At 45.3% G+C, this 19,180-nt stretch carries 17 protein-coding genes; 9 read left to right on the forward strand and 8 right to left on the reverse strand.

The features are described from left to right. Positions 1-117: 117 nt before the first annotated feature. The 6 genes from AABK39_RS02390 (at position 118) to AABK39_RS02415 (ending at position 3,605) form a co-directional block, all read left to right on the forward strand. Positions 118-660: a hypothetical protein gene (locus AABK39_RS02390; RefSeq protein WP_338393324.1), complete on the forward strand. Its 543-nt coding sequence runs from the start codon at positions 118-120 to the stop codon at positions 658-660. 105 nt (positions 661-765) lie between these two features. Further along, entirely contained in the window at positions 766-1,338 is a 573-nt protein-coding gene (locus AABK39_RS02395; RefSeq protein WP_338393325.1) for a GrpB family protein, read from the forward strand. A gap of 81 nt (positions 1,339-1,419) precedes the next feature. After that, a complete protein-coding gene (locus AABK39_RS02400; RefSeq protein ID WP_338393326.1) occupies positions 1,420-2,070 on the forward strand; it encodes a CatB-related O-acetyltransferase in 651 nt (216 codons plus the stop codon). Further along, a complete protein-coding gene (locus AABK39_RS02405; RefSeq protein ID WP_338393327.1) occupies positions 2,048-2,548 on the forward strand; it encodes a DinB family protein in 501 nt (166 codons plus the stop codon). Before AABK39_RS02400 ends, AABK39_RS02405 begins: the two co-directional genes overlap by 23 nt. A gap of 95 nt (positions 2,549-2,643) precedes the next feature. Next, on the forward strand, positions 2,644-3,027 hold the full coding sequence (locus AABK39_RS02410; RefSeq protein WP_338393328.1) for a DUF7079 family protein: 384 nt from the start codon (positions 2,644-2,646) through the stop codon (positions 3,025-3,027). 116 nt (positions 3,028-3,143) lie between these two features. Beyond that, on the forward strand, positions 3,144-3,605 hold the full coding sequence (locus tag AABK39_RS02415) for a GNAT family N-acetyltransferase (protein ID WP_338393329.1): 462 nt from the start codon (positions 3,144-3,146) through the stop codon (positions 3,603-3,605). A gap of 113 nt (positions 3,606-3,718) precedes the next feature. On the opposite strand, the gene AABK39_RS02420 is transcribed toward AABK39_RS02415, so the two are convergent. Then, complete coding sequence (locus AABK39_RS02420) at positions 3,719-4,915, reverse strand: IS256 family transposase (RefSeq protein ID WP_338395317.1); 1,197 nt, start codon at positions 4,913-4,915, stop codon at positions 3,719-3,721. Positions 4,916-5,248: 333 nt separating this feature from the next. Beyond that, a complete protein-coding gene (locus tag AABK39_RS02425) occupies positions 5,249-6,400 on the reverse strand; it encodes a glycoside hydrolase family 88/105 protein (protein ID WP_338393330.1) in 1,152 nt (383 codons plus the stop codon). Positions 6,401-6,795: 395 nt separating this feature from the next. On the opposite strand from AABK39_RS02425, the gene AABK39_RS02430 reads away from it, so the two are divergent. Beyond that, positions 6,796-7,302, forward strand: a complete 507-nt coding sequence (locus AABK39_RS02430) for a hypothetical protein (protein WP_338393331.1) — start codon at positions 6,796-6,798, stop codon at positions 7,300-7,302. A gap of 18 nt (positions 7,303-7,320) precedes the next feature. Here the strand turns inward: AABK39_RS02430 and AABK39_RS02435 are convergent, their stop codons facing one another. The 3 genes from AABK39_RS02435 to AABK39_RS02445 form a co-directional block, all read right to left on the reverse strand. Further along, the gene (locus tag AABK39_RS02435) at positions 7,321-8,076 is read right to left on the reverse strand and encodes a L,D-transpeptidase family protein (protein ID WP_338393332.1); all 756 of its coding nucleotides are present in this window, start codon (positions 8,074-8,076) and stop codon (positions 7,321-7,323) included. A 121-nt stretch (positions 8,077-8,197) separates the two neighbouring features. Next, the gene (locus AABK39_RS02440) at positions 8,198-10,486 is read right to left on the reverse strand and encodes a hypothetical protein (protein ID WP_338393333.1); all 2,289 of its coding nucleotides are present in this window, start codon (positions 10,484-10,486) and stop codon (positions 8,198-8,200) included. A gap of 160 nt (positions 10,487-10,646) precedes the next feature. Then, a complete protein-coding gene (locus tag AABK39_RS02445) occupies positions 10,647-11,648 on the reverse strand; it encodes a hypothetical protein (RefSeq protein WP_338393334.1) in 1,002 nt (333 codons plus the stop codon). A 566-nt stretch (positions 11,649-12,214) separates the two neighbouring features. On the opposite strand from AABK39_RS02445, the gene AABK39_RS02450 reads away from it, so the two are divergent. Further along, positions 12,215-12,679 carry a hypothetical protein gene (locus tag AABK39_RS02450; protein ID WP_338393335.1) on the forward strand — a complete coding sequence of 155 codons (465 nt, stop codon included), beginning with the start codon at positions 12,215-12,217 and terminating at the stop codon, positions 12,677-12,679. A gap of 298 nt (positions 12,680-12,977) precedes the next feature. Here AABK39_RS02450 and AABK39_RS02455 read toward each other — a convergent pair whose 3' ends face one another. Beyond that, positions 12,978-13,901, reverse strand: coding sequence for a hypothetical protein (locus tag AABK39_RS02455; protein ID WP_338393336.1), 924 nt, complete (start codon positions 13,899-13,901; stop codon positions 12,978-12,980). Positions 13,902-15,242: 1,341 nt separating this feature from the next. On the opposite strand from AABK39_RS02455, the gene AABK39_RS02460 reads away from it, so the two are divergent. Continuing rightward, complete coding sequence (locus tag AABK39_RS02460) at positions 15,243-18,236, forward strand: T9SS type A sorting domain-containing protein (protein ID WP_338393337.1); 2,994 nt, start codon at positions 15,243-15,245, stop codon at positions 18,234-18,236. An 87-nt stretch (positions 18,237-18,323) separates the two neighbouring features. Here AABK39_RS02460 and AABK39_RS02465 read toward each other — a convergent pair whose 3' ends face one another. Together AABK39_RS02465 and AABK39_RS02470 are read right to left on the reverse strand one after the other, a co-directional pair. Next, positions 18,324-18,782: a TspO/MBR family protein gene (locus tag AABK39_RS02465; RefSeq protein WP_338393338.1), complete on the reverse strand. Its 459-nt coding sequence runs from the start codon at positions 18,780-18,782 to the stop codon at positions 18,324-18,326. Between the two features lie 29 nt (positions 18,783-18,811). Further along, positions 18,812-19,159, reverse strand: a complete 348-nt coding sequence (locus tag AABK39_RS02470; RefSeq protein WP_338393339.1) for a cyclic-phosphate processing receiver domain-containing protein — start codon at positions 19,157-19,159, stop codon at positions 18,812-18,814. Positions 19,160-19,180 lie beyond the last annotated feature (21 nt).

The following is a 19,180-nucleotide window of genomic DNA, read 5'->3' on the forward strand; positions in this document are numbered from 1 at the left end:
TTGTATTTTTATATTTATCGTCAGTTGCCCCATGTGTTTAGATGATGGCGGACGGTGCTTTTGATAACATTGACCGCCTGACATTTAATAGTGACTATGATGAACGAACCCTTAGTTTTGGAAAAGATTACGGATCCGATTAGCGACAATTATTTCGAAAACCAATTTTTTGAAGAATGTAAATTATTGAAAGAGAGCGAAGGCATAAGTTGTAAGAACGGAGTGCAAATATCACAGGACCTTTTGGAATGTTCCGTCCTCGGTGAATGGCGCAGTTGGGTGGATATGTATCAACGGACTGTATCCGAAGGGCGTTTCCCGTTTTTATGGCCGTTTCAGCAAGACGGTATATCATTTGATTTTGCGGAAGAACTTGATGAGTTAGACAAAAACAATAAATATTTCAGCTTGGGATGCGACCCTTCCGGTGACTGGTATGTGATGACCGGCGAAACGGGCCCGGAGGTGTACCTGTGTGATCAATATGACTATGGGGTTTATGATTATTGGGCTACTCCGAATCACCTTTTGGCGTGGGCGGTTAGGGTTGTTTTAGCGGATGAGCATAAAATATCCCCCTTGGAGATCAAAAGCCGATTTGATCAGAGAGAGAACAGGATTGATGACAAAACGTTGGAGCGGATTATGGAAGAGTTGTAATAATCCGCTGGGCGCAAACGCTGGATAACAGCGTTTGCGTCCGTCGTTTAATTTGATTTTTTGACGCTTTCGCTAAAAACTCATAAACGGAAATATCTCGGTAAGATGAAAAAGACATTGTACGATCTAACAAAAGAGGATTGGAATACTCTTTTTCCGGTAAGTTTGGTGGAACATGATCCGGAATGGAAAACGATTTTTGAAAATGAGAAAGAGCGGATTATCGAAGCTGTTGGACAGGAATCGATTTTGAGAATAGAGCACTTTGGTAGCACGTCAATACCGGGGATCAAGTCCAAACCTTACATTGACATGATGATCGAAATACCGGAAGACTTACTGTTCGACGAAGGGCTGGTCGAAAAATTCGAGGACTTGGGTTATGTTCATTTCAAAGTGCCTGCTCGCGAGGGAATCGAGGAATATTCGTCTTTTGGAAAGGGGTATAATATTGAAGTCCAAAAGGAACAGATTTTCCATATCCATATGTGCCCGAAGGAAAACGTGATGTGGAGGCAGATAGATTTCCGGAATTATTTGGTTTCGAACCCAGGAAAGGCAAAAGAATATGAAACATTGAAAGTGGAATTGGCTACCAAATACAGAAACGACAGGGGAGCCTACGTTATGGGCAAAACGGAATTTGTAAACGAGGTGTTGGCATTGATAGAGGGATAAGTTTTGCCGATTCTTTAAGGTCTGTACATTGTGAGGTACCTCTTGATTTCCATCTTTTGATTAGCGTTTAGACAGACAAGAATGAATATACCTGACAAGAACAAGAAGTTTCCGCTTGAGAATTATAACAGGCTATGTTTTCTGAAAAATGTCGTGAAGAATCCCAATATCATTGTAGGGGATTATACCTATTATGATGATTTCGAAACGGTGGAGAATTTTGAAAAGAACGTAAAGTACCTTTTCGATTTTACCGGTGATAAATTACGAATAGGGAAATTTTGTATGATCGCTTCAGATGTCATATTCATTATGAATGGAGCGAATCATCTTACAGAATCGATTTCGACGTATCCATTCGCAATTTTTGGAGGAGATTGGGCCTCGGCTATGGAAGGGAAAGAATATCCGTCAAAAGGCGATACGATTATCGGCAATGACGTGTGGATAGGTTATGGGGCTACTATTATGCCCGGCGTTACGATCGGGGACGGCGCTATAGTGGCTACAAAATCCGTAGTGACTAAAGATGTGGAACCGTATTCGATAGTTGGGGGCAATCCAGCGCAAGAAGTGCGTAAGAGATTTTCGGAAAAACAGATCAAGGACTTATTGGAGATGCGCTGGTGGGACTGGCCCATTGAAGAGATTACGAAAAATGTTCAATCCTTGACGGGAGATAAAACAGAAGAGTTAAAAACTTTCAAGGATGATCAAAAAAACAAAATATAGAGCCAACGGAGCAGTGGGTGCCTTGCTTGACGAATACGAAAAGGCAATAGATGAATTGATAAGGGTAATTCAGAATCTCTCTGAGGATGAGTTAACGACGATTATCGATTTGAATACGAAAGATGAGGATTGCAAGTCGGTTCAGACAATTTTGACTCATGTTGTTCAAAGTGGATATAACTATATAGTGGCGGTTAGGAAATGGCTTGGCGAAGAAATTCAATACAGGGAGAAAGTGTTTTATGGGGAAGTGAGAGACTATACAGTCGGGCTAAAAGAGATGTTTAAATTTAATGAGGCTCTGTTTGCCGATTATCCGGATTTTGATTTTTATGAAAACGATTCGAATAAAAAAATAAATGCCCGATGGGGACAACAGTACGAACCGGAGCAATTATTTGAGCATGCGATAGTACATGTCCTAAGGCATAGAAGGCAGGTAGAGATTTTTAAGGAAAGGATTAGGAGTGGACGATAGTGAATAGGGATGAAACAGTTTGCCGAAAACCTTTATTCATTTTATAGAGATATGAAGCGTTGGAAAGGCGCTGGGTTCGAAAATCCGTTTTACGGATGAAAAAGGAAACCATAAAAGACAGAGAACCTGTTTGGATCGCTCTTTCGGAGTTTTATCTGGATACCGAGCTTCAGGATTCGGACTTTTTGCGTATTGCTTTTACTATAATCAGAAGCCCGTATTCGCTGGAAAAAGTAGAAGAGATCAATAAGTACGAGGTGTTTCCCGTTCTCCAATCGAATTTGTTGGTAACTGCGGGCGAATGGACAGGATTCGACAAAGAGTGGCTGGTGAATAGGGTTCAGGAGTCTTTGGCTGAACGGACAGCGTTTAGAAAGCGCTGTATAGAAGGCCTTTTTCTAACCCTTAAGTGGATGCAGGCCGATAATTGGAAAAAGCTTGAAAAGGTTTATTATGAACTGAATACGAAGCGGAACTGATTTTTCATTTTGAAAACTATGGATATCAAGAGCCATCATCCCGATTTATATTTTTCAGTCAAATATTTGAGACATTAAAGGCTATGATTTTTCGGTTTTAAATTTAGCAATAGGCAATGAGTGAAGAGATTAAAATTATTTCAGTACGAAAGAGTCCGGATTATAAAGATAAAGCGATAGCGTATTTTCAGAAATGTTGGAAAGGGGTGGCTCCTGTGATTTACGAAGACTGCATAAGTCATTGTATAGAAGCGGAGAACCCTTTGCCACAGTGGTATTTACTGGAAAAAAGAGGCGAGTTGATAGGTTGCGCTGGACTGATAACAAATGACTTTATCAGCAGAATGGATCTGTATCCTTGGTTTTGCGCCGTGTTTATCGATGAGAATCATAGGGGGAACGCTTACGGGAAGCTATTGATGGAACAGGCGAAAGGTGATGCCAAGGGTATGGGGTTTGGGAATTTATATTTATGCACAGACCACATAGGGTATTATGAAAAATATGGTTTTACCTATATTGGTCAAGGCTATCATCCTTGGGATGAGGAATCGAGGATTTATAAATGTGAATTATAGTACCTTTTTTGAAAGTATAGAAACTTAGGGTTTTGTGGAGAGAATACGTTTCCGTGAGACACTGTCTCAAAAAGTGTGTAAACTCAGAATGTCGGAATTAGGCCTTGTCTCGCCTAGATTTTGATTCTGTCCTCGAATATAACCAAAAACTGATTAAGGATCATGCCCCAGTTCCTCACGGGCATGGTCCATTTTTTTGTGGCTTCCCTGATCGCGAGAAACACCGTTTTGACCACCGCCTCGTCCGTGGGGAAGGAGAGTTTGTTTTTGGTGTATTTCCTGATCTTCCCGTTGAGGTTCTCGATCAGGTTGGTGGTGTAGACGATTTTCCTGATCTCCAGCGGGAAACCCAGGAAGACGGTCAGCTCGTCCCAGTTGTCCCGCCAGCTTTTGACGGCGTAGGAGTATTTGTGTTCCCACTTTTGGGCGAAATATTCCAGGGCCTGTTTGGCCTGGGTCTCGTTTGCCGAGTCATAAATGGCCTTCATGTCTTTGGCGAATTCCTTTCTCTCTTTGTGCGCAACGTATTTGAAGGAGTTCCGCACTTGGTGCACGACGCATATCTGCGTGGCGGTCTGCGGAAATACGGATTTTATCGCTTCCGTGAAGCCGGCTAGGTTGTCGGTGGCGGTGATCAGGACGTCCCGTACGCCCCTGGCTTTCATGTCCGTGAGCACCGACATCCAGAACGAGGCCGATTCGTTCTTGCCCAGCCAGAATCCCAACACCTCCTTTTTTCCGTCCGTACGGAGCCCCACGGCGATATACACCGCCTTGTTGACGACTTTCGAGTTCTCCCTGACCTTGAACACCAGCGCGTCCATCCACACGACCAAATAAACGGGATCAAGCGGGCGGTTCTGCCAAGCGACGATGTCTTCGGTGACCCTGTCCGTGATTCTGGAAATCGTCGCGGGGGACACTTCGATCCCGTACGCCTCCGAGACCTGTTCCCGGATATCGCTGTTCGACATGCCTTTGGAGTAAAGCGAGACGATGACGTTTTCCAAACCGTCCACCATGCTTTTGCGCTTGGGCACCAGCATCGGGGAAAAGGTCCCCTCGCGGTCGCGGGGAACACGGATTTGGCTCTCGCCGAAGCTTGTCCTGATTTTTTTCGACCCGTGGCCGTTGCGGTAGTTCCCGTCCTCGCTCTTGCCGTGTTTCCCGTTGCCCAGATGGGCGTCCAGCTCGCCTTCGAGCATCGCCTCGACCGCGTTTTTCTGGAGCCGTTTCAAAAAATCGCCGAGTTCCTCGGCGTTGCCGAACTCCTTGAGGAAGTCTGCGGACAACACGTCTTCCTTGCGAATGGTTTTCTCGTTCTTTTTCATGTCTGAATATAACTTGTTGAAGTATATTCCCGACATCCTGAAACCTATACGAATGAAAATGGGAGTGTCCCCTGCCGGGAGGCTCCTCATTTTGTCAGTCAGTTTTCGGAGACGCTATCGCTCCTCCGAGAAACTGACTGACAAAATCGAGGGAACTTCCCCGCTTCGCTCATATAAATTTCATTTACACACTTAATGAAACGGTACCTTCCGTGATTCTTAAATTCAACTTATTTAGCGGTTTTCGGGAAATGAATGTATTCCCGAAAGCCGCTAATATTTGCATTACACTTTTGGTGAAAGTGCGCCTATTTATTTAGACATCTTGTAAATCTCCGTTCCGGCCAACAAAAACGCTCCTACTCCGTATACGTCTGTCATTTCGGCGGTTACCGACTGAGGGGATGCTCCGACAGGCTGTATCCAACCCAATTTACCGTCAGGCCAAACCGATTTTACCATCGTTTTCCAGCCTTTTCGTACGGATGGTCCGTATTTGTCTTTTTCCAGAAGACCGTTGTTGATGCCCCAAGCAAGTCCGTAGGTGAAAAAGCCCGTGCAACTCATCTCGGGATTCGGATAAGATTCGGGGTCCAGCATACTTGCGCGCCAATATCCCTCTTCCGATTGCAGGCTGGCTATTTTCTTCGCCATCTTTTTGTAAATATCCACGAAGTAAGCCCTGTGCTCGTAGTCCGCTGGAAGTTCGCTGAGGATAACCGCCAAACCGCCGAACACCCAGCCATTTCCTCTACCCCAGAATACGTTTTTGCCGTTTTTCTCTTTTTTCGAGAAGAAATTCGAATCTCTGTAATACAGGTCCTCCTTCTGGTCATAGAGGAAGTCTGTCGTCGCTTTGAACTCCTTGTACATAAATTCCAGATATTCCTTTTTGCCTGTTTCCTTGTATAATTTAGTCCAGACGGTGGGGGCCATAAACAAAGCGTCGCACCAAGACCAGCGGTTTTGGTAATGGTCGTCGCTTGTCTTTTCAAAGTCCAGGCTCACCGAGGAAGGATTCGCCAGGATAGAGTCCAAATGCGCCACCATAGGCTTTATCATAGCTGAATCTTTATACTTTCGGAACAGTTCGGTATACATCTGGCCTACGCAGAAATCGTCAGCGTGATAGTATACTTTTTTACGCTTTATCCTGTCCCAGTTGTTTTGCTCGCCTATGCCTTTGAGCCAATCGAAATAATATGTGTCGTCAGCGATTTTTGCCCATTCCACCATGCCGGCGTACAGTGCGCCGTTGGTCCAGTCATTGTTTTTTTTCCTAAGTTGTTGTTTTGTTTGCCAAAAGGCCGTTTTTGCCATTACGCTTTTCACCGCTTTTTTTTCAAAGTCCGGCGAGAATGAGTTTTCGATTTGAGTAAAAGCGCTTTCTTTCGATTTGTTTCCCTGCTTACAGCCGACCACGGAAAAAATCAGTGCGAAAAGAATAAGATACACCCTGTTCATGATATTGGATTTTAGTTGAGCCTCAGGTATTTGTGCTTTTTATGAGGCTGGAAAAAGAATAAGACAATTGAGTCTTAAGCACTAAATGTTTGTCAAAAGAAATAAATCCAAAACACCTGAAAAAAAACTGTGAAGCTTGGATAGGCCCCGATTGTTGCAATAAAAATCAGAGTATATTGTAAGTGAATTAAGTGCTTGATTTGAAGGTTTGTATCGTGTTTTGATACAAACGTTCCGGGTTTCTAGCTGGATTTTTTTATTGGAAAAAAGGTTGGCGGTTTTACGGCAAAAATCTAGTGACGCTTTATTTCCTTTTATGTTTTATCTTTCGTTTGGAGAAATGTCTATGGCTGTGGCGAAATAGAACTTTTTATTTTTGGACTGAAATAATGATTATGAAGCTATTTGCAAAGTGGATTGTTGGGTTTGCTTCTGTAGTATTTCTTCTGGTTTTCGCGGTGATGTTTCTGAATCGCCATAGTTTAATATGGCTTAAAGGACAGATAAAATATCAGTATGCGGAGTCTGAGTTATCTTATAGGGATACTTATATAAAACTGATTCAAAAGGAGAATAGGGATGGAAATACATTTTTAATCGATAAAGCGTATTCTTCGAGAGTATACAAAGGGTCTTTCCTTTACGGTGGGGAAGCATTGTCTTTTAACAAAACGAAGAAAATAATATGCTTGCTAAATGACACGAGCGCATATCAATGGGGAGAATTTGGGACTTTTGAGAAAACCAGAACAATCATTTTTTATGATATAAATGAGTCTCCTATTGGTTATACATTATTTGATGAAGTGGGAGAAGTTGAAAACTACCCGTACCGCTCATTCATGAAATGGGGAGCATTGTCGGATAAAGGCTTGAGGGAAATGAAACGTCTGATTAATTGAAGTTTGCCACCTGAATGCTCACCTAACCAAATGCCTCCCATTCTTTAAAAAACCTATCGAAGGCAAGCGCTTTTCCCGGTTAAAGATGTCATATCCTTTTTTCAGGTCGGTCCAGATATTGGTTTTGTCTGAATCATTGGAGTAGCGGGCCGTTAGTTTTTTGAATTTCTCATCGGTCAGTTCCGTTGGGAAAATGGTTACGGGAATTGTCTTTTGCCCAGCGTTTCGGGCTTCTACGCAAAATACATAGAGTTCCCGTATATATTCGTCGGTGATGGGCAGGCAACCGATCGTTACGCAGGCGCCGTGGATAAAGATATTGTCGCCTGGGCGGTTTTTATCGGACAATATCTTGTCGGACCGGTTCGGGTAGTTGATTCCCAAAGATAGATGATAACTGCTATAGGGATTAAAGCGGTCGATATGATAATACCCTTCAGGTATTTGATAGTCGCCTTGTCTTCGTTTTGGTCCCAGCTCGCCTGAGGTTCTGCACACTTTGTAGGTTGTGATCAGTTTGTAGCGTTTGTCTTCGGCGTTTTTTCCCCAGAGCTCTATTTTCTTTTCGGTTTTGAAAGCTCTTAAATATATCCGGAGTTTTTTACTGTCGATATTTTTAGCGGTTATCAGGTCCGTTACGTTTGGGCCGGCTTCTTGGTAAGCCTTTCGTACTCGGGGGTATTTCAGTTGCGCATTTTTGAAATCGCTTTGGGCGAAAGCCGAGCTAAGTAACAGTATAAAAACCGGAAGCAGAAAAAGTTTAACGCTACGCATAGTCCTAAAAATTAATTAATGCCATAAAGCCTAAAAATGACGAATACCGACGCAAAACCAAAGCTTGCGTCGGGATTTCGTCCAAAAGTCAATTATGCTTTGCCCTTAGCTTTATGTTTCCTTAAATCGGTGAGTTCACATATTTGTCGAAGAACGAACACTCGTCGAGTATCTTTTTATAGAATTCAGTGTCGGCATAGTTACTCTTCAGCTCTTTGAAGGCCGTTTTGTATGGCAAGCTTTCCTCGTTTACTGTCCCTCGGTAGAAGGAATACCGGTCGAATACATTGTTATAGTAATCGTTCAGCTCGCATTTTGCGATCATATACAGACAGCGTGCATTGAGTTCCTTGTCGGTGGAAAGCTCGATGGTCTTTCTGTATTGCTTCCGGGCTTCTTTCTGAAAATCGTAATAATATTGGGTATTCCAGTCAATGCCGTCCATGCTGAAACTTTTCCCTGCGTTGAGGATTTCCATTGCCGTCTCCTCGCCGTGTTTTCCCGGAACGAAAGTATAGTGGCAACAGTTTCCACTGTCGTTGAGTGTGCCTCTGTAATATCCGGTGTTGGATATGTTGAAGTAATAATTGCCCAACAGGTAATGCGCCAGTTTGCGTTTCCATTTTTGTTCGTTTCGCGTCAGCGAATCTAGTTTCAGAAGGCTCTCAGCCACATCGGGCAAATACATGTTTTCTTTCAGGAAAGCGAATGGAGAGGCTTTGTACACCAAATCTTCCATCACGAAGTCTTCGTCGCAATCGAAACACTCCTTCGTGTTGTTGCTGAAGAGTCTCGGGCCTACACTAGCGCCCGTTATCCCGCTTAGCCTGAACATTTCCAGCGCTTTTTGGGGTTGGCTAGCCTTCATATAACAGCGGGCTTTGGCGTATTGAAGCTCCGCCAACAGGTCTTTTTCGCCGGAGTCTTTGTCCAGGCATCTGTTGGCCAAGTATTTTTCGAAAGCGTTTTTGTTTTCCTTTTTGGCGAAGACTATTAGCTTGTCCACCAATTCCATTGCGTTTAGGCCACGCAAGTTGCCCACGGCGTTGTGCATCAAGAAGGCCTTTGCCCAGTCGCCTTGGGTGTAGTATTTGTTGGCCACAAAGTCGTTGAAAAGCAATTGCCAGTCCTTGAAGTTTTGGAGCTCGCCGGTGAGCAATTCCGCTAATCTGGCTTCCTGCTCCGGCCCTACGGCTTTCCAGCTGGTTACTTCATAAACTTTGGCCAACAGTTTGGCCTGTTCCGCATACTCTCCTTTTAGCGGAAGACGTTTTTGGGCCAAAGCCAAATCACCGCGCAAAAACGCGAGGTACGAACTGGCCAAACGCCAATAGTCTTTACGCTGCTTTGTCTTCGGGTTTTCCATTATTCCCACGGCAATCTCTTCCAGGTTTTTGGCCCATTCTTTCCCGGATTGTCCCAGATTCGGCAATGATCTTCCTTCCGCGTCGGAGAATCCCAGATATTTTGGCCAAGTCGAATCTTCCAGATCGAAAAGCTCCCTGGCAAAAAGCAACTCGGTATTGGGGCTGGTAGGGGCCAGCTTGGCCAACTGTTCCAGCGCCGACGTTTGTTTTACGTGATGCTGTACGCCCAGCAAGGTCAGGTAGGCCAGGGAGTCGGAGTGGGATTTCAAAAGCGATTTGCCGGTACCCGATTTGTATCCGCAAAACCTGTAGCTCATATACGCCGACTTCTTGCGGTCTTGGCTGGCGCCGAACACCCGGAGAAAATCATAGGCGGCGCGCTCGTATTCTTTGAGCGAAAACCTACAGCCAGCCACTTGGTCCAGCGTGTAATAATCTATTTCGTAGCGAAGCCCCATCGGTTTCACCTTGTTCTCGTAAAAAGCCACGGCCTCTTCGTAGCGTTTGGCGTAGTGGAATATCCGCACGATTTGGTATGCGTAGCGCCTTTTCAAAATTGGGTCCGCTTCGCCGGCCATCAGTCGGTTGGCTTCCGTTAGCAGGGCCTCGTAGTCGGGGCTTTGTTTTTTCGCTATCTCGTCATAATCCCAAGAATCCAGTCCTCGGTACGAAAACACATCAGCGCATTTGCGGGCGAAACTCATATAAACCCGGGCCCGCACATCGATAGGGCGGTTATGGGCTTCCCAATAGCGGTCGTAACCACTGTCCGACGCATACATTACCTTTTCGACTTCCGAGAGTGGCCAGCTAAGTGTTTTTGCCCATAGCTTCAGGTTGCCAACGGGGTGTTGGTCATTATCAAAGTTTTCGGGATAATAAAACGTGGTTGCGTCTTCTCTGAGGAATGGCCAGAACTCTTGCGGTGCGATATTGGTCTGGCGGAACAAATTATAAAAACTGGGACCGTAAGGTCCGGACCAGCCACAAGGTTTCGCCGTAAGGCTGGCCAACAATAGCAAAATACAGAGCGTGTATCTCATTCGTTTTAGTAAAGTGTAAAGTACAGAGTAAAGCGTACTATTACTGTTTGGGAATTGACGAAAAGTAAAAAGCAAAACCTCTTATTGGATACCGACGCTGATCGACTCTATACGCAGGGACAGTAATAAATCGGATACGGACTCTTTACTTTTTTGCAAATCATAATTGTTTCAATAGCTTTTTCAGGTCAGTGCTGGCAAGGGTTTCTTCGTCGAGGTGGTAGAGTATAATATCTTTGATTTGGATCTGGCTCGTTCTAACCGTACGATAGGCCTCGGCTACCACATCGGCTGGCGATTGTTCCATTTTCAGACGATAATTTTCGGTCAGATAGAATCCCTTGTAAAGCGTATCGCGCTTTATACGGAAAAGGTTATCGCCCAACCTTTCGAAGGTGGCCTCGGCTTTCGACAAATTGTCGCCGTCCGTCCCGCGTATGAGCTTTATCCGGCCTTTTGGGCTTTTAACCACCGTTTGCGCAAATAATGGTAAGGCCAAGTCCAGGCTTATCGGATAATCGGTGTTCGTGTTTATATAATCTTTTACGATGTCGGTGCCGATAATGGAATTTTTGTTCATGTCCGACAGGTCCCCCATATTATAAAGCATTAGCGTTCCCCGGTCTACGGGCGGAATGCCTGTGCGGTCTTTGTACTTTATCTGGTGCAACCGGATGGTGGCTTCTAGCGAATAGTGCCTTTTTAGCTCTTTCAGCAGTTTGAAGTACGCTTCGCGCGTGCTTTGTGTCCAATCGCAGTCAATTTGAAGGCGTTGTGGCGCTTTCCCAAAATGCCTTTGGCTGATTTGATTGGTCAATCTCCCGATTTTTTTTGCCAAATATTCCGTGTCGTCGCAGTTTTTCAAAGTACGGTTCGTGATATATACCACCGGCACCACGTTCATGCCTTTGTAGGCCTTGTCCACTTTTCGGAGCACGTACTCCGGGTAGGCGTCCCAAGCTTTCGGGTCCGATTGGTCCACGTCAAAATATCGGAGGTACAGCGTGTTGCCTCCGGCTTGTCTCAGGGCATCCGCTTTTGCCGGCGACATTTCCGCTTTCGCTTTCCAGTGGTAGAAATTAACCTGGCCGTCATGCCTGCTTCCGCAGGATAAAAGAGAGACAAGGGCCAGAGAGTAAAGCAGAATGTGGCTCAAACGCATTTTGTAATTAATTATAGTGGTGGTGGTTGCCGTAGACGGTCATAGTATTGTATTTCCCGTTCGGTAAGTACAAAATTACGCTTCATAAAACGAAAAGGCATAACGACTAAGAAGAAACGTAAGAGTATTCCGCATAAAATAAATTTTCCTTATGAAAATGTCGAAAAAATACTGTGGTCAGTCTGTTGAGGATGATGGGTTTGTCTTCCGGAAACAGTAACTGAAGAAACTTCTTTTGTCGGTGTCAGTGTTGGTTGGTTGTTTGTTTTTGGGTACGACGTGCTTGTAAATGTGATTGAATTCAGGAAAAAAAACATCCTTTTAAGCTGTTCTTTTGCCGTTTATCCGCAATAAACAAACAAAATATCATATATCATTCGGTAGTTATGAAGAATAGATGATATTTGTAGAGTATAAAATAAAGGAGTGTCCGTACAGGAGTGGTGATTCGAGTATTTGTTAAGTACTTGATTTACCGGAGGAAAACGCACCGATAAATATGTTAGGAGTTTCCTGATAGCATTTTGAGAGTTTCTCCGTTCCTGTTTCGGTAAAAAAAGGTAATTATGAAAAGAGTTTTAGTGATTGCGGTGTTCTCGCTGTTGGCCATGACCACCGCTAGCGCCCAAGGTGTGGAGTACAAGATTATCACGTCTATCGAGTCAATTATTCCCGGCGGTTTGGGCCGTTCGAGGTTGATCGAAAACCAGGATCACCGCAACGCCGACAGCTTCAAGACTAAGCGTACTGACGGAAAAACCAGTGGCCAAGGAAAAATCAGGCGTAAAGACGCAAAGGTGAAAGAGTTCTCGGAAACGAAACTTTTGAACTTCTATAGCTTGGTAGGTATAAATTTCCAGAATATCGCTTCAAACGACGCTTTGGTCGGGTCTACTCTGAACAAGTTGGCTAATGAAGGTTGGGAATTGGCTTTCGTGACCAGTGCGGTGGAAAGTGATGGTGGCGAAACTGACGGAAACGGGATTTTCATTACCCGTTATGTGTTCAAACGAGCCAAGCCTTCTTTGTAACGAAAAGCAAATGCCGAAATACGGAATGTGAAGTGTTGGTATTAAGTTGTCAAGGCTTCCATTTCCGGATAATTCAAAATGACCCGAAGTTCAGGCTTCGGGTTTTTTATTGCTTGGGGTTATTGGGAAAAATGGTCGCGGAGTATTGAATCTCCGCCAAAAATGACCTAATCGAAATGTGACTGTTTTTAGCCTGCTTAGGCACAAAGATCTCAAAAACGTTAAGTTGAGCCCGGAGGTGTGGCTCCGGGCTCTCTCTTCACCGGCTGATGTGCTTCCGGTTTGGAGATGGTAGACATTACAGGTTTGAATATTCTTTGCCCTTGATTTCACCGTTATGGATACGCTTCAGCTCTCTGTAGTGTCCGTTAAGGTACCCGATGATTTCCTTATCCAATCCTTTTGCGATTTCCTCGCTGGTGGCGGGCATTCTGGCGCTGCGTCCGAAAGAAGAACCTTCCAAAACTTCGTTATAGTAGTAGAAGAACGTTTTGTGCAACTCTTGAATGCCTACTTCTCTGTTCTTGTTGGACCAGTCGGCCAACAACCAGCCAAGTCTGCCGGCTGAGCGCCTTTGGGCTGGAGTGCCGTGGTGGCTCGGCGAATTATAAGAATAATCTCCGATGCTGTACAGCGCGTCGAAAAATCCCGAAGATTCTTTCCAGGTCAGTTCGCGACCGCCTTCGTGACCGAGATAATAACCGGCGAAGTTGTCGGCTTCAAGTTCCATATCGCGCGACTCGCCGTTAAAGTTGTAATCATACTGGATCTGGTGTCCCCATTCGTGCGCCATTACTCCGGCGGCGGAATAGTAGCCGAATTTCCCTAGGAAATCGTAGTAAAGGTTTTCCCCGAACGTAATAACGTTACTGCTATACGCTATGGCGTTCATGGACTGGCTTCCGTGCCAGATATAAACTGCTATTTTGTCAAGGTTCCAGAATTTGTCCAGCAAATCCACGTCGGAATAAATCCACTTGGTATCAATTTCACGGCGTAAACTGCGGTCGTAATAAGAGTCCGAAGCCGCCGCGGCTGAGGCCGCCGCTGAACGGGACGAATGAAAACGACAATTGTGTGATGCGTCTCCGAAATCGCTGGCACTTAATCCGTTGCCGGGTTGTGCGATTTCGTCGGTATCTGTGCTTTGGCAGGCGAATCCCAATAGTACTGATGCGGCGAGGGCCAATAGTATTCTTGGTTTCGGTAATCCTCTTTTCATAGTGAGTGGTTTTTAAGTCATTTTTTGGGCCTTGGTCGCCGGGCACCAGCCCGAAGGCAGATTCCCGGCTGTGCGTGATATGACCAAGACTCAAGTGCAGTGAAATTGAAAATAGTGTTCCCGCTTACCTCCCGAAAAGGGGAGCGGGATCAGCCTTCCGCTATCGGCCAGCCCGTTTAGTTCGCCAATACTGCTTGAATCGCAATTAGTATTCTTGGAAAGCTTCACGATACGCGGAAGTTTCCATTTCGGTTTCGGAAAGAAGAGGGAATAGCGAAGAACTTCTCCGCATACCCGACTCCGAAACGAAAACGTTTTCGTATCCGTGTTATTTTAAATGTTCCGAAATTTTCCGGCGTTTTCGTTTGTTTGGGTACGGGCGCTGAAGGTGTCGGTTCAGCGCTTTGGACCGTGAGTAACGGCCTCCTTTACCCAGCGACATAACATCGAAAACAATGGCTTTTTTCTCCCTCTTATTCCGGCCCGCGGTGCCGTATTAAGTAAGCCAATCCAGTTTTAAAAAGGCAGATGGTTTTTAAAAGCATAATCCCCAAATGCCTGATTATCCGGCGTTTGTGTAATAACGAATGTGAGAAAAAATTCTGATAATAAACAAAAGTACCGCTGATTTGTGGGTTTTAGCATGTTAAAGCCTGTAGGTCGGGTAAATGCATGGGTTGCTATAATAAATTATATATGAATAATACTTTTTGGGTTAAAATTCTGTGAAAAGTAATGCGATGAGTGAAAAATGCATAACAAAAAAAAATTTATAAAAAACTTAATATTTGGCTTAGAGTTCCTTTTTCCCTATTCTTTTGAAGGCCAATCTTCCATTTTTTAAGTTGAGAATTCGTGCTAAATCCTTTCTTTGTTGGTAACCAAAGGCCTGTGTTTTTCGTAGGGCTTCGGGTTTATGCCACTCGGATAGAGCCGTTTGTCTATACGGGCTTGTGAAAATGTCGAATTGTAAATTTTTTCGCTTGATTTTCCATGCACAATACACCAACTGGTTTCTGGTTCTGTGTAGTAGGGCCAATAGAACCAATATTCTAAGGAATTTTCGGCTAAGCGAGTCCCTGATTATTAAGTTGGATAGCAGTTGTTCCATGCGCTTTAACGATCAAGCATCGACAATCTAACGCCTTCATTTTCGAGTCCTTCTTTGTAGGTCTTAAAAAGCAGAATCCGTTTTCGGCAAAATCATTCATTTACACAACGAATTGTAGCGCCTGACAGAATAAGGACAAAGCTTCCGGTTATGATACATGATGAATTATTTAATTGATGCCAGGCTATTTTTTACCGAGGGCTTTTGAGTCCTCATGAATTTGATACGTAATGAGAAAAATTTTACTGTTTACCGTGATGATTGTGGTGTATTCCACAAACATTTACGGGCAGACTAGCAATGCGTTTGACCCTGTTGAGCGTGACGCTTTGTTGCTTTTGTACGATAGCGCCGGGGGAAAAGACTGGCGTTTCGGAAACGGCAGGGACAATTCTGTTCAGGAGTTGAGAAAGCGGAAAGAAAGTCCGTTTTACAAAATGGTGACTGGTTCGGCGATCATCCGAAACACACGGACCCATATCCAGGAGCTAAACCTTACCAACAATAATCTTTCGGGGGCTTTGCCCGACAGTTTATTTGAGTGCAATCCCGCAAAGTACGGTTTTCCGGCTTCTATGGTCAGTTATTTCAGTCCGGTGCTTTATTCGGTCAACACCCCTTTGAAGTTTGGACATAACAGCCTTAGGAGAGTATCGTCGAGGATAGGTTATACGAATACTGGAGCGGTGAAGGGGCTTTTTCTGGACCACAATTTCCTGACGGGATTCGGTATCGATAAATTCCCCGACAATATCGGAGGTCTTGGCGGTTGGGGAGTTTACGGTACGCTGGACCTGAGCAATAACCTGATTCGGGAACTTACTGGGGCGGATTTCTCTTGGGATCCGAAAAGGAGGGAATCCGGAATATCGAGCCGGATTATGAAAATCGATATCGCGAATAACCTGATGGATTTTCAGAGCCTTCTGCTTTTTGAAGACCTTGCGCTCAAGTCCGCTAACAGGGCTCGGCCCAATTTTACTCCCGCTTTTGTGAAGAAGGACATTACGGTGTGGCCACAGAGAAAACTTGGCGAAGCGCAAGCGGAGATGAGTTTGGACAAAGGCCAAAGCCATGAGCTTAGTTTTTCGCTTAGGCATGCGCAGAACAAATACAGTTGGTTGCTGAATGGAAAACCGATGCCATTGTCTGATGGAAAAACCTTTACGATAAAGGAATTTGATACTGAAAAAGCGGGCGTCTATACCTGTCGCGTCACCAATCCCGCGTATCCGGACCAACCGCTCGAAAGCGTTGATTTTGCGCTTTGGCTGAATAAGCCCGGAAACAAGGCGCCGACTTCTTTGGCTATAAACAACAGCAAGGCGATACCGCATACGAAACTGTCGAGCGTTGTCGGTACGCTCACGGGCGTGGACCCTGACGGCGACGCCTTGAACTTCCGTTTGGTTGAGGGTGATGATTTTCGGTATAACAGCAGTTTTCGGATCATCGAGGGAAACACTCTGGTTACCGCCGAGGAGATTTTCGAATATCCGTCGCTTAAAGAATATAAGATCAGGGTGGAAGCGTATGACCCGTACGGGGGCAAGTTCCGGCAAACGATTACCGTTAGTCGTCTAGAGTTGCCTGAGGGCGTTACGTTGATCGAATCGTTTTTGCTTTCAAAATCCGATTTTCCGGAGAACGAGGCCGATTTCGCTATCGGTGAGTTCGCTTTGAAAGGAAATAATAAAAACCTGAACGGCGAATACGCTTTTACGCTGCCGGAAGGGCAACAGGATAACGCCCTTTTCTCACTGGAAGGAAATACGCTGAAGACGAAATCGGAATTCAATTTTGAGAAACGGAAAGACTACTCCGTCAGCGTTAAGGCGACGCATAAGACCCATGCGGATATATTTCAGCAAGTGGTATTCAAGCTGAAAGTGACCGATGCCAATGACGCGCCGACTTTGGTGGCCATCAGCGGAAACCTGTTGAAAGACACGGATCCGGCGGGAACCGAGATAGGTCAGCTTTTTTCCGCCGACGAGGATCCGGCGGATTTGAGTTTTACTTTCGCTTTGACCGATAAAGATTCAGAGTTTTTTGTGATTCACGGATCGAAATTGAAAAACAAAAAGCGCCTTACGGCAGGCGTGTATAAAGTGGGCGTTTCGGCCAGCGACAGCAAAGGCGCTTCGGTGGAAGCGACAATCTCGGTGGTTGTGCAGAAAACCGGAGACGGAGGCGAGGTGGTGAAAACCGTTCCGGAGATAAAGCACTTCGAAGACATTTCCGGCAAAGCGGGCTCGAAAATCGCCCTTACGGCTTACTCCACTTCCGACGCTAAATTGGAATACGAATTGGTGTCTGGGCAAGAATTCGTACAGCTTAATGACGGAGAACTGTCGTTGGTCAAGGCGGGAACTGCCGAGCTGAAAGCCTCCGTGCCGGAGACCGATTCGTTTAAGGCGGGAGAGAAAACCATACACGTAAAAGTGCTTCAGGAAGAGGAACTGGTGGAGGCGAAAATCTCTCATTTACAGAATATGGTGCTGTTTCTGGGCGACGCCCCCATACCGCTTACCGGATACACGAACTCCGAAGCGAAAATTCAATACGAGGTTGTTTCGGGTGCCGAATTCGTCGGGATTAATCCTCCCTTTTTGACGGTCACCGCCGTAGGCAACGCCAAAGTGAGAGCATACGTTTCCGCTACGGACAATTTTACTTCGGCTGAGGCTTTTTTCCACGTCAAAGTTATGGGAAGCGGTCGTTTGGACGCGGAGATCGAGAACTTCGAAGACCTGTTTTTGACTACTGATATGGAAAAGGTTCATCTGTCGGCCCATTCCGAATCGGACGGCAAGGTATATTACGAACTATTGTCGGGCGAAGAGACCATTGCTTTGGAGAACCTGACTCTGACGATAAAAGCCCCGGGCCTGGCGACGGTAAAAGCCTATACGTCGGCCACGTCAAAATATAACGGAGCGGAAAAAATCATAACCGTAAAGGTGGCCAAAACGCTAAGCGTGGATGATTTTCCGGCCGTAACCGCATCGCCGAACCCGACGGAGCGCTTTGTCACTGTAACACTTCCGAGGAACTCCGTTACGGTATCAAGAATTTTCGATACCTACGGACACTTGATCAATACCGAAAAGCACTCGGAAAAGATGTTTAAGATAGATTTGGAAGGACTCCCATTGGGAATTTATACGCTAAGCGTAACGGGTGAGGGAATAGCGAAGAGTATTAGAATAATTAAAAAATAGTAACGGGGAAATACGGGGCAAGGCGATAGCTTCTGTCCCGTATTTTTTGCTGTTAGATCCGGTTTTCAGACTCCGGTATGCGGGGCGTTAGTTTTTGAGGAATATATAACCGTTTAGGGAAGTGGCCACCAATAGCCAAAGCAAATACGGCAATAGCAAAAGGCTTCCTGTTCTGAAATTTTCAAAATAATGTACCAACGTAAAAGCAACCACCGCGGTAAGGGCGACGATAACTATTAGTCCCCAACCGATTTGGTGAAAGTGGAAGAAAACCGGATTCCACGATACGTTCAGAATCCATTGGCAGGCGAAGAGCGCCAGTAATAACTTCTTGTTTTCAAGCGAAGGCCACAGCAAAGCCAAGTACACGGCGTAGCAAACCATAATGCTGGTCCAAGCCGCGCCGAAAACCCAACCCGGAGGAGTCCAGGGGGCTTTGTCCAGCACCTCGTACCAATCCGATGGCACGCCTTTTCCCGTAAAGAAACCGCCGATGCCCAGTGCGGAGAAGTTAAGGGCGAGGAAAATTATTAGGCGTAGTAGCATGGGTGTCTAAGGTTATTCCAGATATTTGGTTAATGCGAGGAGAGCTCCTTCAAATGCCGGATGTAATTTGTCAAAAGCCCTTCAATCTGCTTTGACGCGACAGGGTTGGCGGAATGAACCTTAAATTTCAACTCCTTCAAATCCAGTCCTGATTCGTAGACCAACCATTTCGTAGCTGCGTACCCGTCAGGAGCTACGTGTTTTCCGCTGGTGTCCATTCCGAGGTCGTTATCAAAACTAATAAAGTCAGGCAGACCGTTTTTCTGGATATACTCTACGAAGGCCTCGTATGTTCTGACAATATCGAAGTCGGCTCCGGAGCCTTCCCCGTAAATCATTTCGACCGACCTGAGATCATCGAGGAAGAGTTTTTTCATTGTTCTGATCTTTGGAGAGGT

This window comes from Fulvitalea axinellae (assembly GCF_036492835.1).
Classification (GTDB): Bacteria; Bacteroidota; Bacteroidia; order Cytophagales; family Cyclobacteriaceae; genus Fulvitalea; species Fulvitalea axinellae.

Excerpts from the sequence above, each read along its gene's own strand:
- AABK39_RS02410 (WP_338393328.1), top strand. The coding sequence starts at position 2,644 with ATGAAAAAGGAAACCATAAAAGACAGAGAACCTGTTTGGATCGCTCTT.
- AABK39_RS02425 (WP_338393330.1), bottom strand. The coding sequence starts at position 6,400 with ATGAACAGGGTGTATCTTATTCTTTTCGCACTGATTTTTTCCGTGGTC.
- AABK39_RS02450 (WP_338393335.1), top strand. The coding sequence starts at position 12,215 with ATGAAAAGAGTTTTAGTGATTGCGGTGTTCTCGCTGTTGGCCATGACC.
- AABK39_RS02455 (WP_338393336.1), bottom strand. The coding sequence starts at position 13,901 with ATGAAAAGAGGATTACCGAAACCAAGAATACTATTGGCCCTCGCCGCA.
- AABK39_RS02460 (WP_338393337.1), top strand. The coding sequence starts at position 15,243 with ATGAGAAAAATTTTACTGTTTACCGTGATGATTGTGGTGTATTCCACA.
- AABK39_RS02430 (WP_338393331.1), top strand. The coding sequence starts at position 6,796 with ATGAAGCTATTTGCAAAGTGGATTGTTGGGTTTGCTTCTGTAGTATTT.
- AABK39_RS02470 (WP_338393339.1), bottom strand. The coding sequence starts at position 19,159 with ATGAAAAAACTCTTCCTCGATGATCTCAGGTCGGTCGAAATGATTTAC.
- AABK39_RS02465 (WP_338393338.1), bottom strand. The coding sequence starts at position 18,782 with ATGCTACTACGCCTAATAATTTTCCTCGCCCTTAACTTCTCCGCACTG.
- AABK39_RS02405 (WP_338393327.1), top strand. The coding sequence starts at position 2,048 with ATGATCAAAAAAACAAAATATAGAGCCAACGGAGCAGTGGGTGCCTTG.
- AABK39_RS02440 (WP_338393333.1), bottom strand. The coding sequence starts at position 10,486 with ATGAGATACACGCTCTGTATTTTGCTATTGTTGGCCAGCCTTACGGCG.
- AABK39_RS02435 (WP_338393332.1), bottom strand. The coding sequence starts at position 8,076 with ATGCGTAGCGTTAAACTTTTTCTGCTTCCGGTTTTTATACTGTTACTT.
- AABK39_RS02445 (WP_338393334.1), bottom strand. The coding sequence starts at position 11,648 with ATGCGTTTGAGCCACATTCTGCTTTACTCTCTGGCCCTTGTCTCTCTT.
- AABK39_RS02395 (WP_338393325.1), top strand. The coding sequence starts at position 766 with ATGAAAAAGACATTGTACGATCTAACAAAAGAGGATTGGAATACTCTT.
- AABK39_RS02415 (WP_338393329.1), top strand. The coding sequence starts at position 3,144 with ATGAGTGAAGAGATTAAAATTATTTCAGTACGAAAGAGTCCGGATTAT.
- AABK39_RS02400 (WP_338393326.1), top strand. The coding sequence starts at position 1,420 with ATGAATATACCTGACAAGAACAAGAAGTTTCCGCTTGAGAATTATAAC.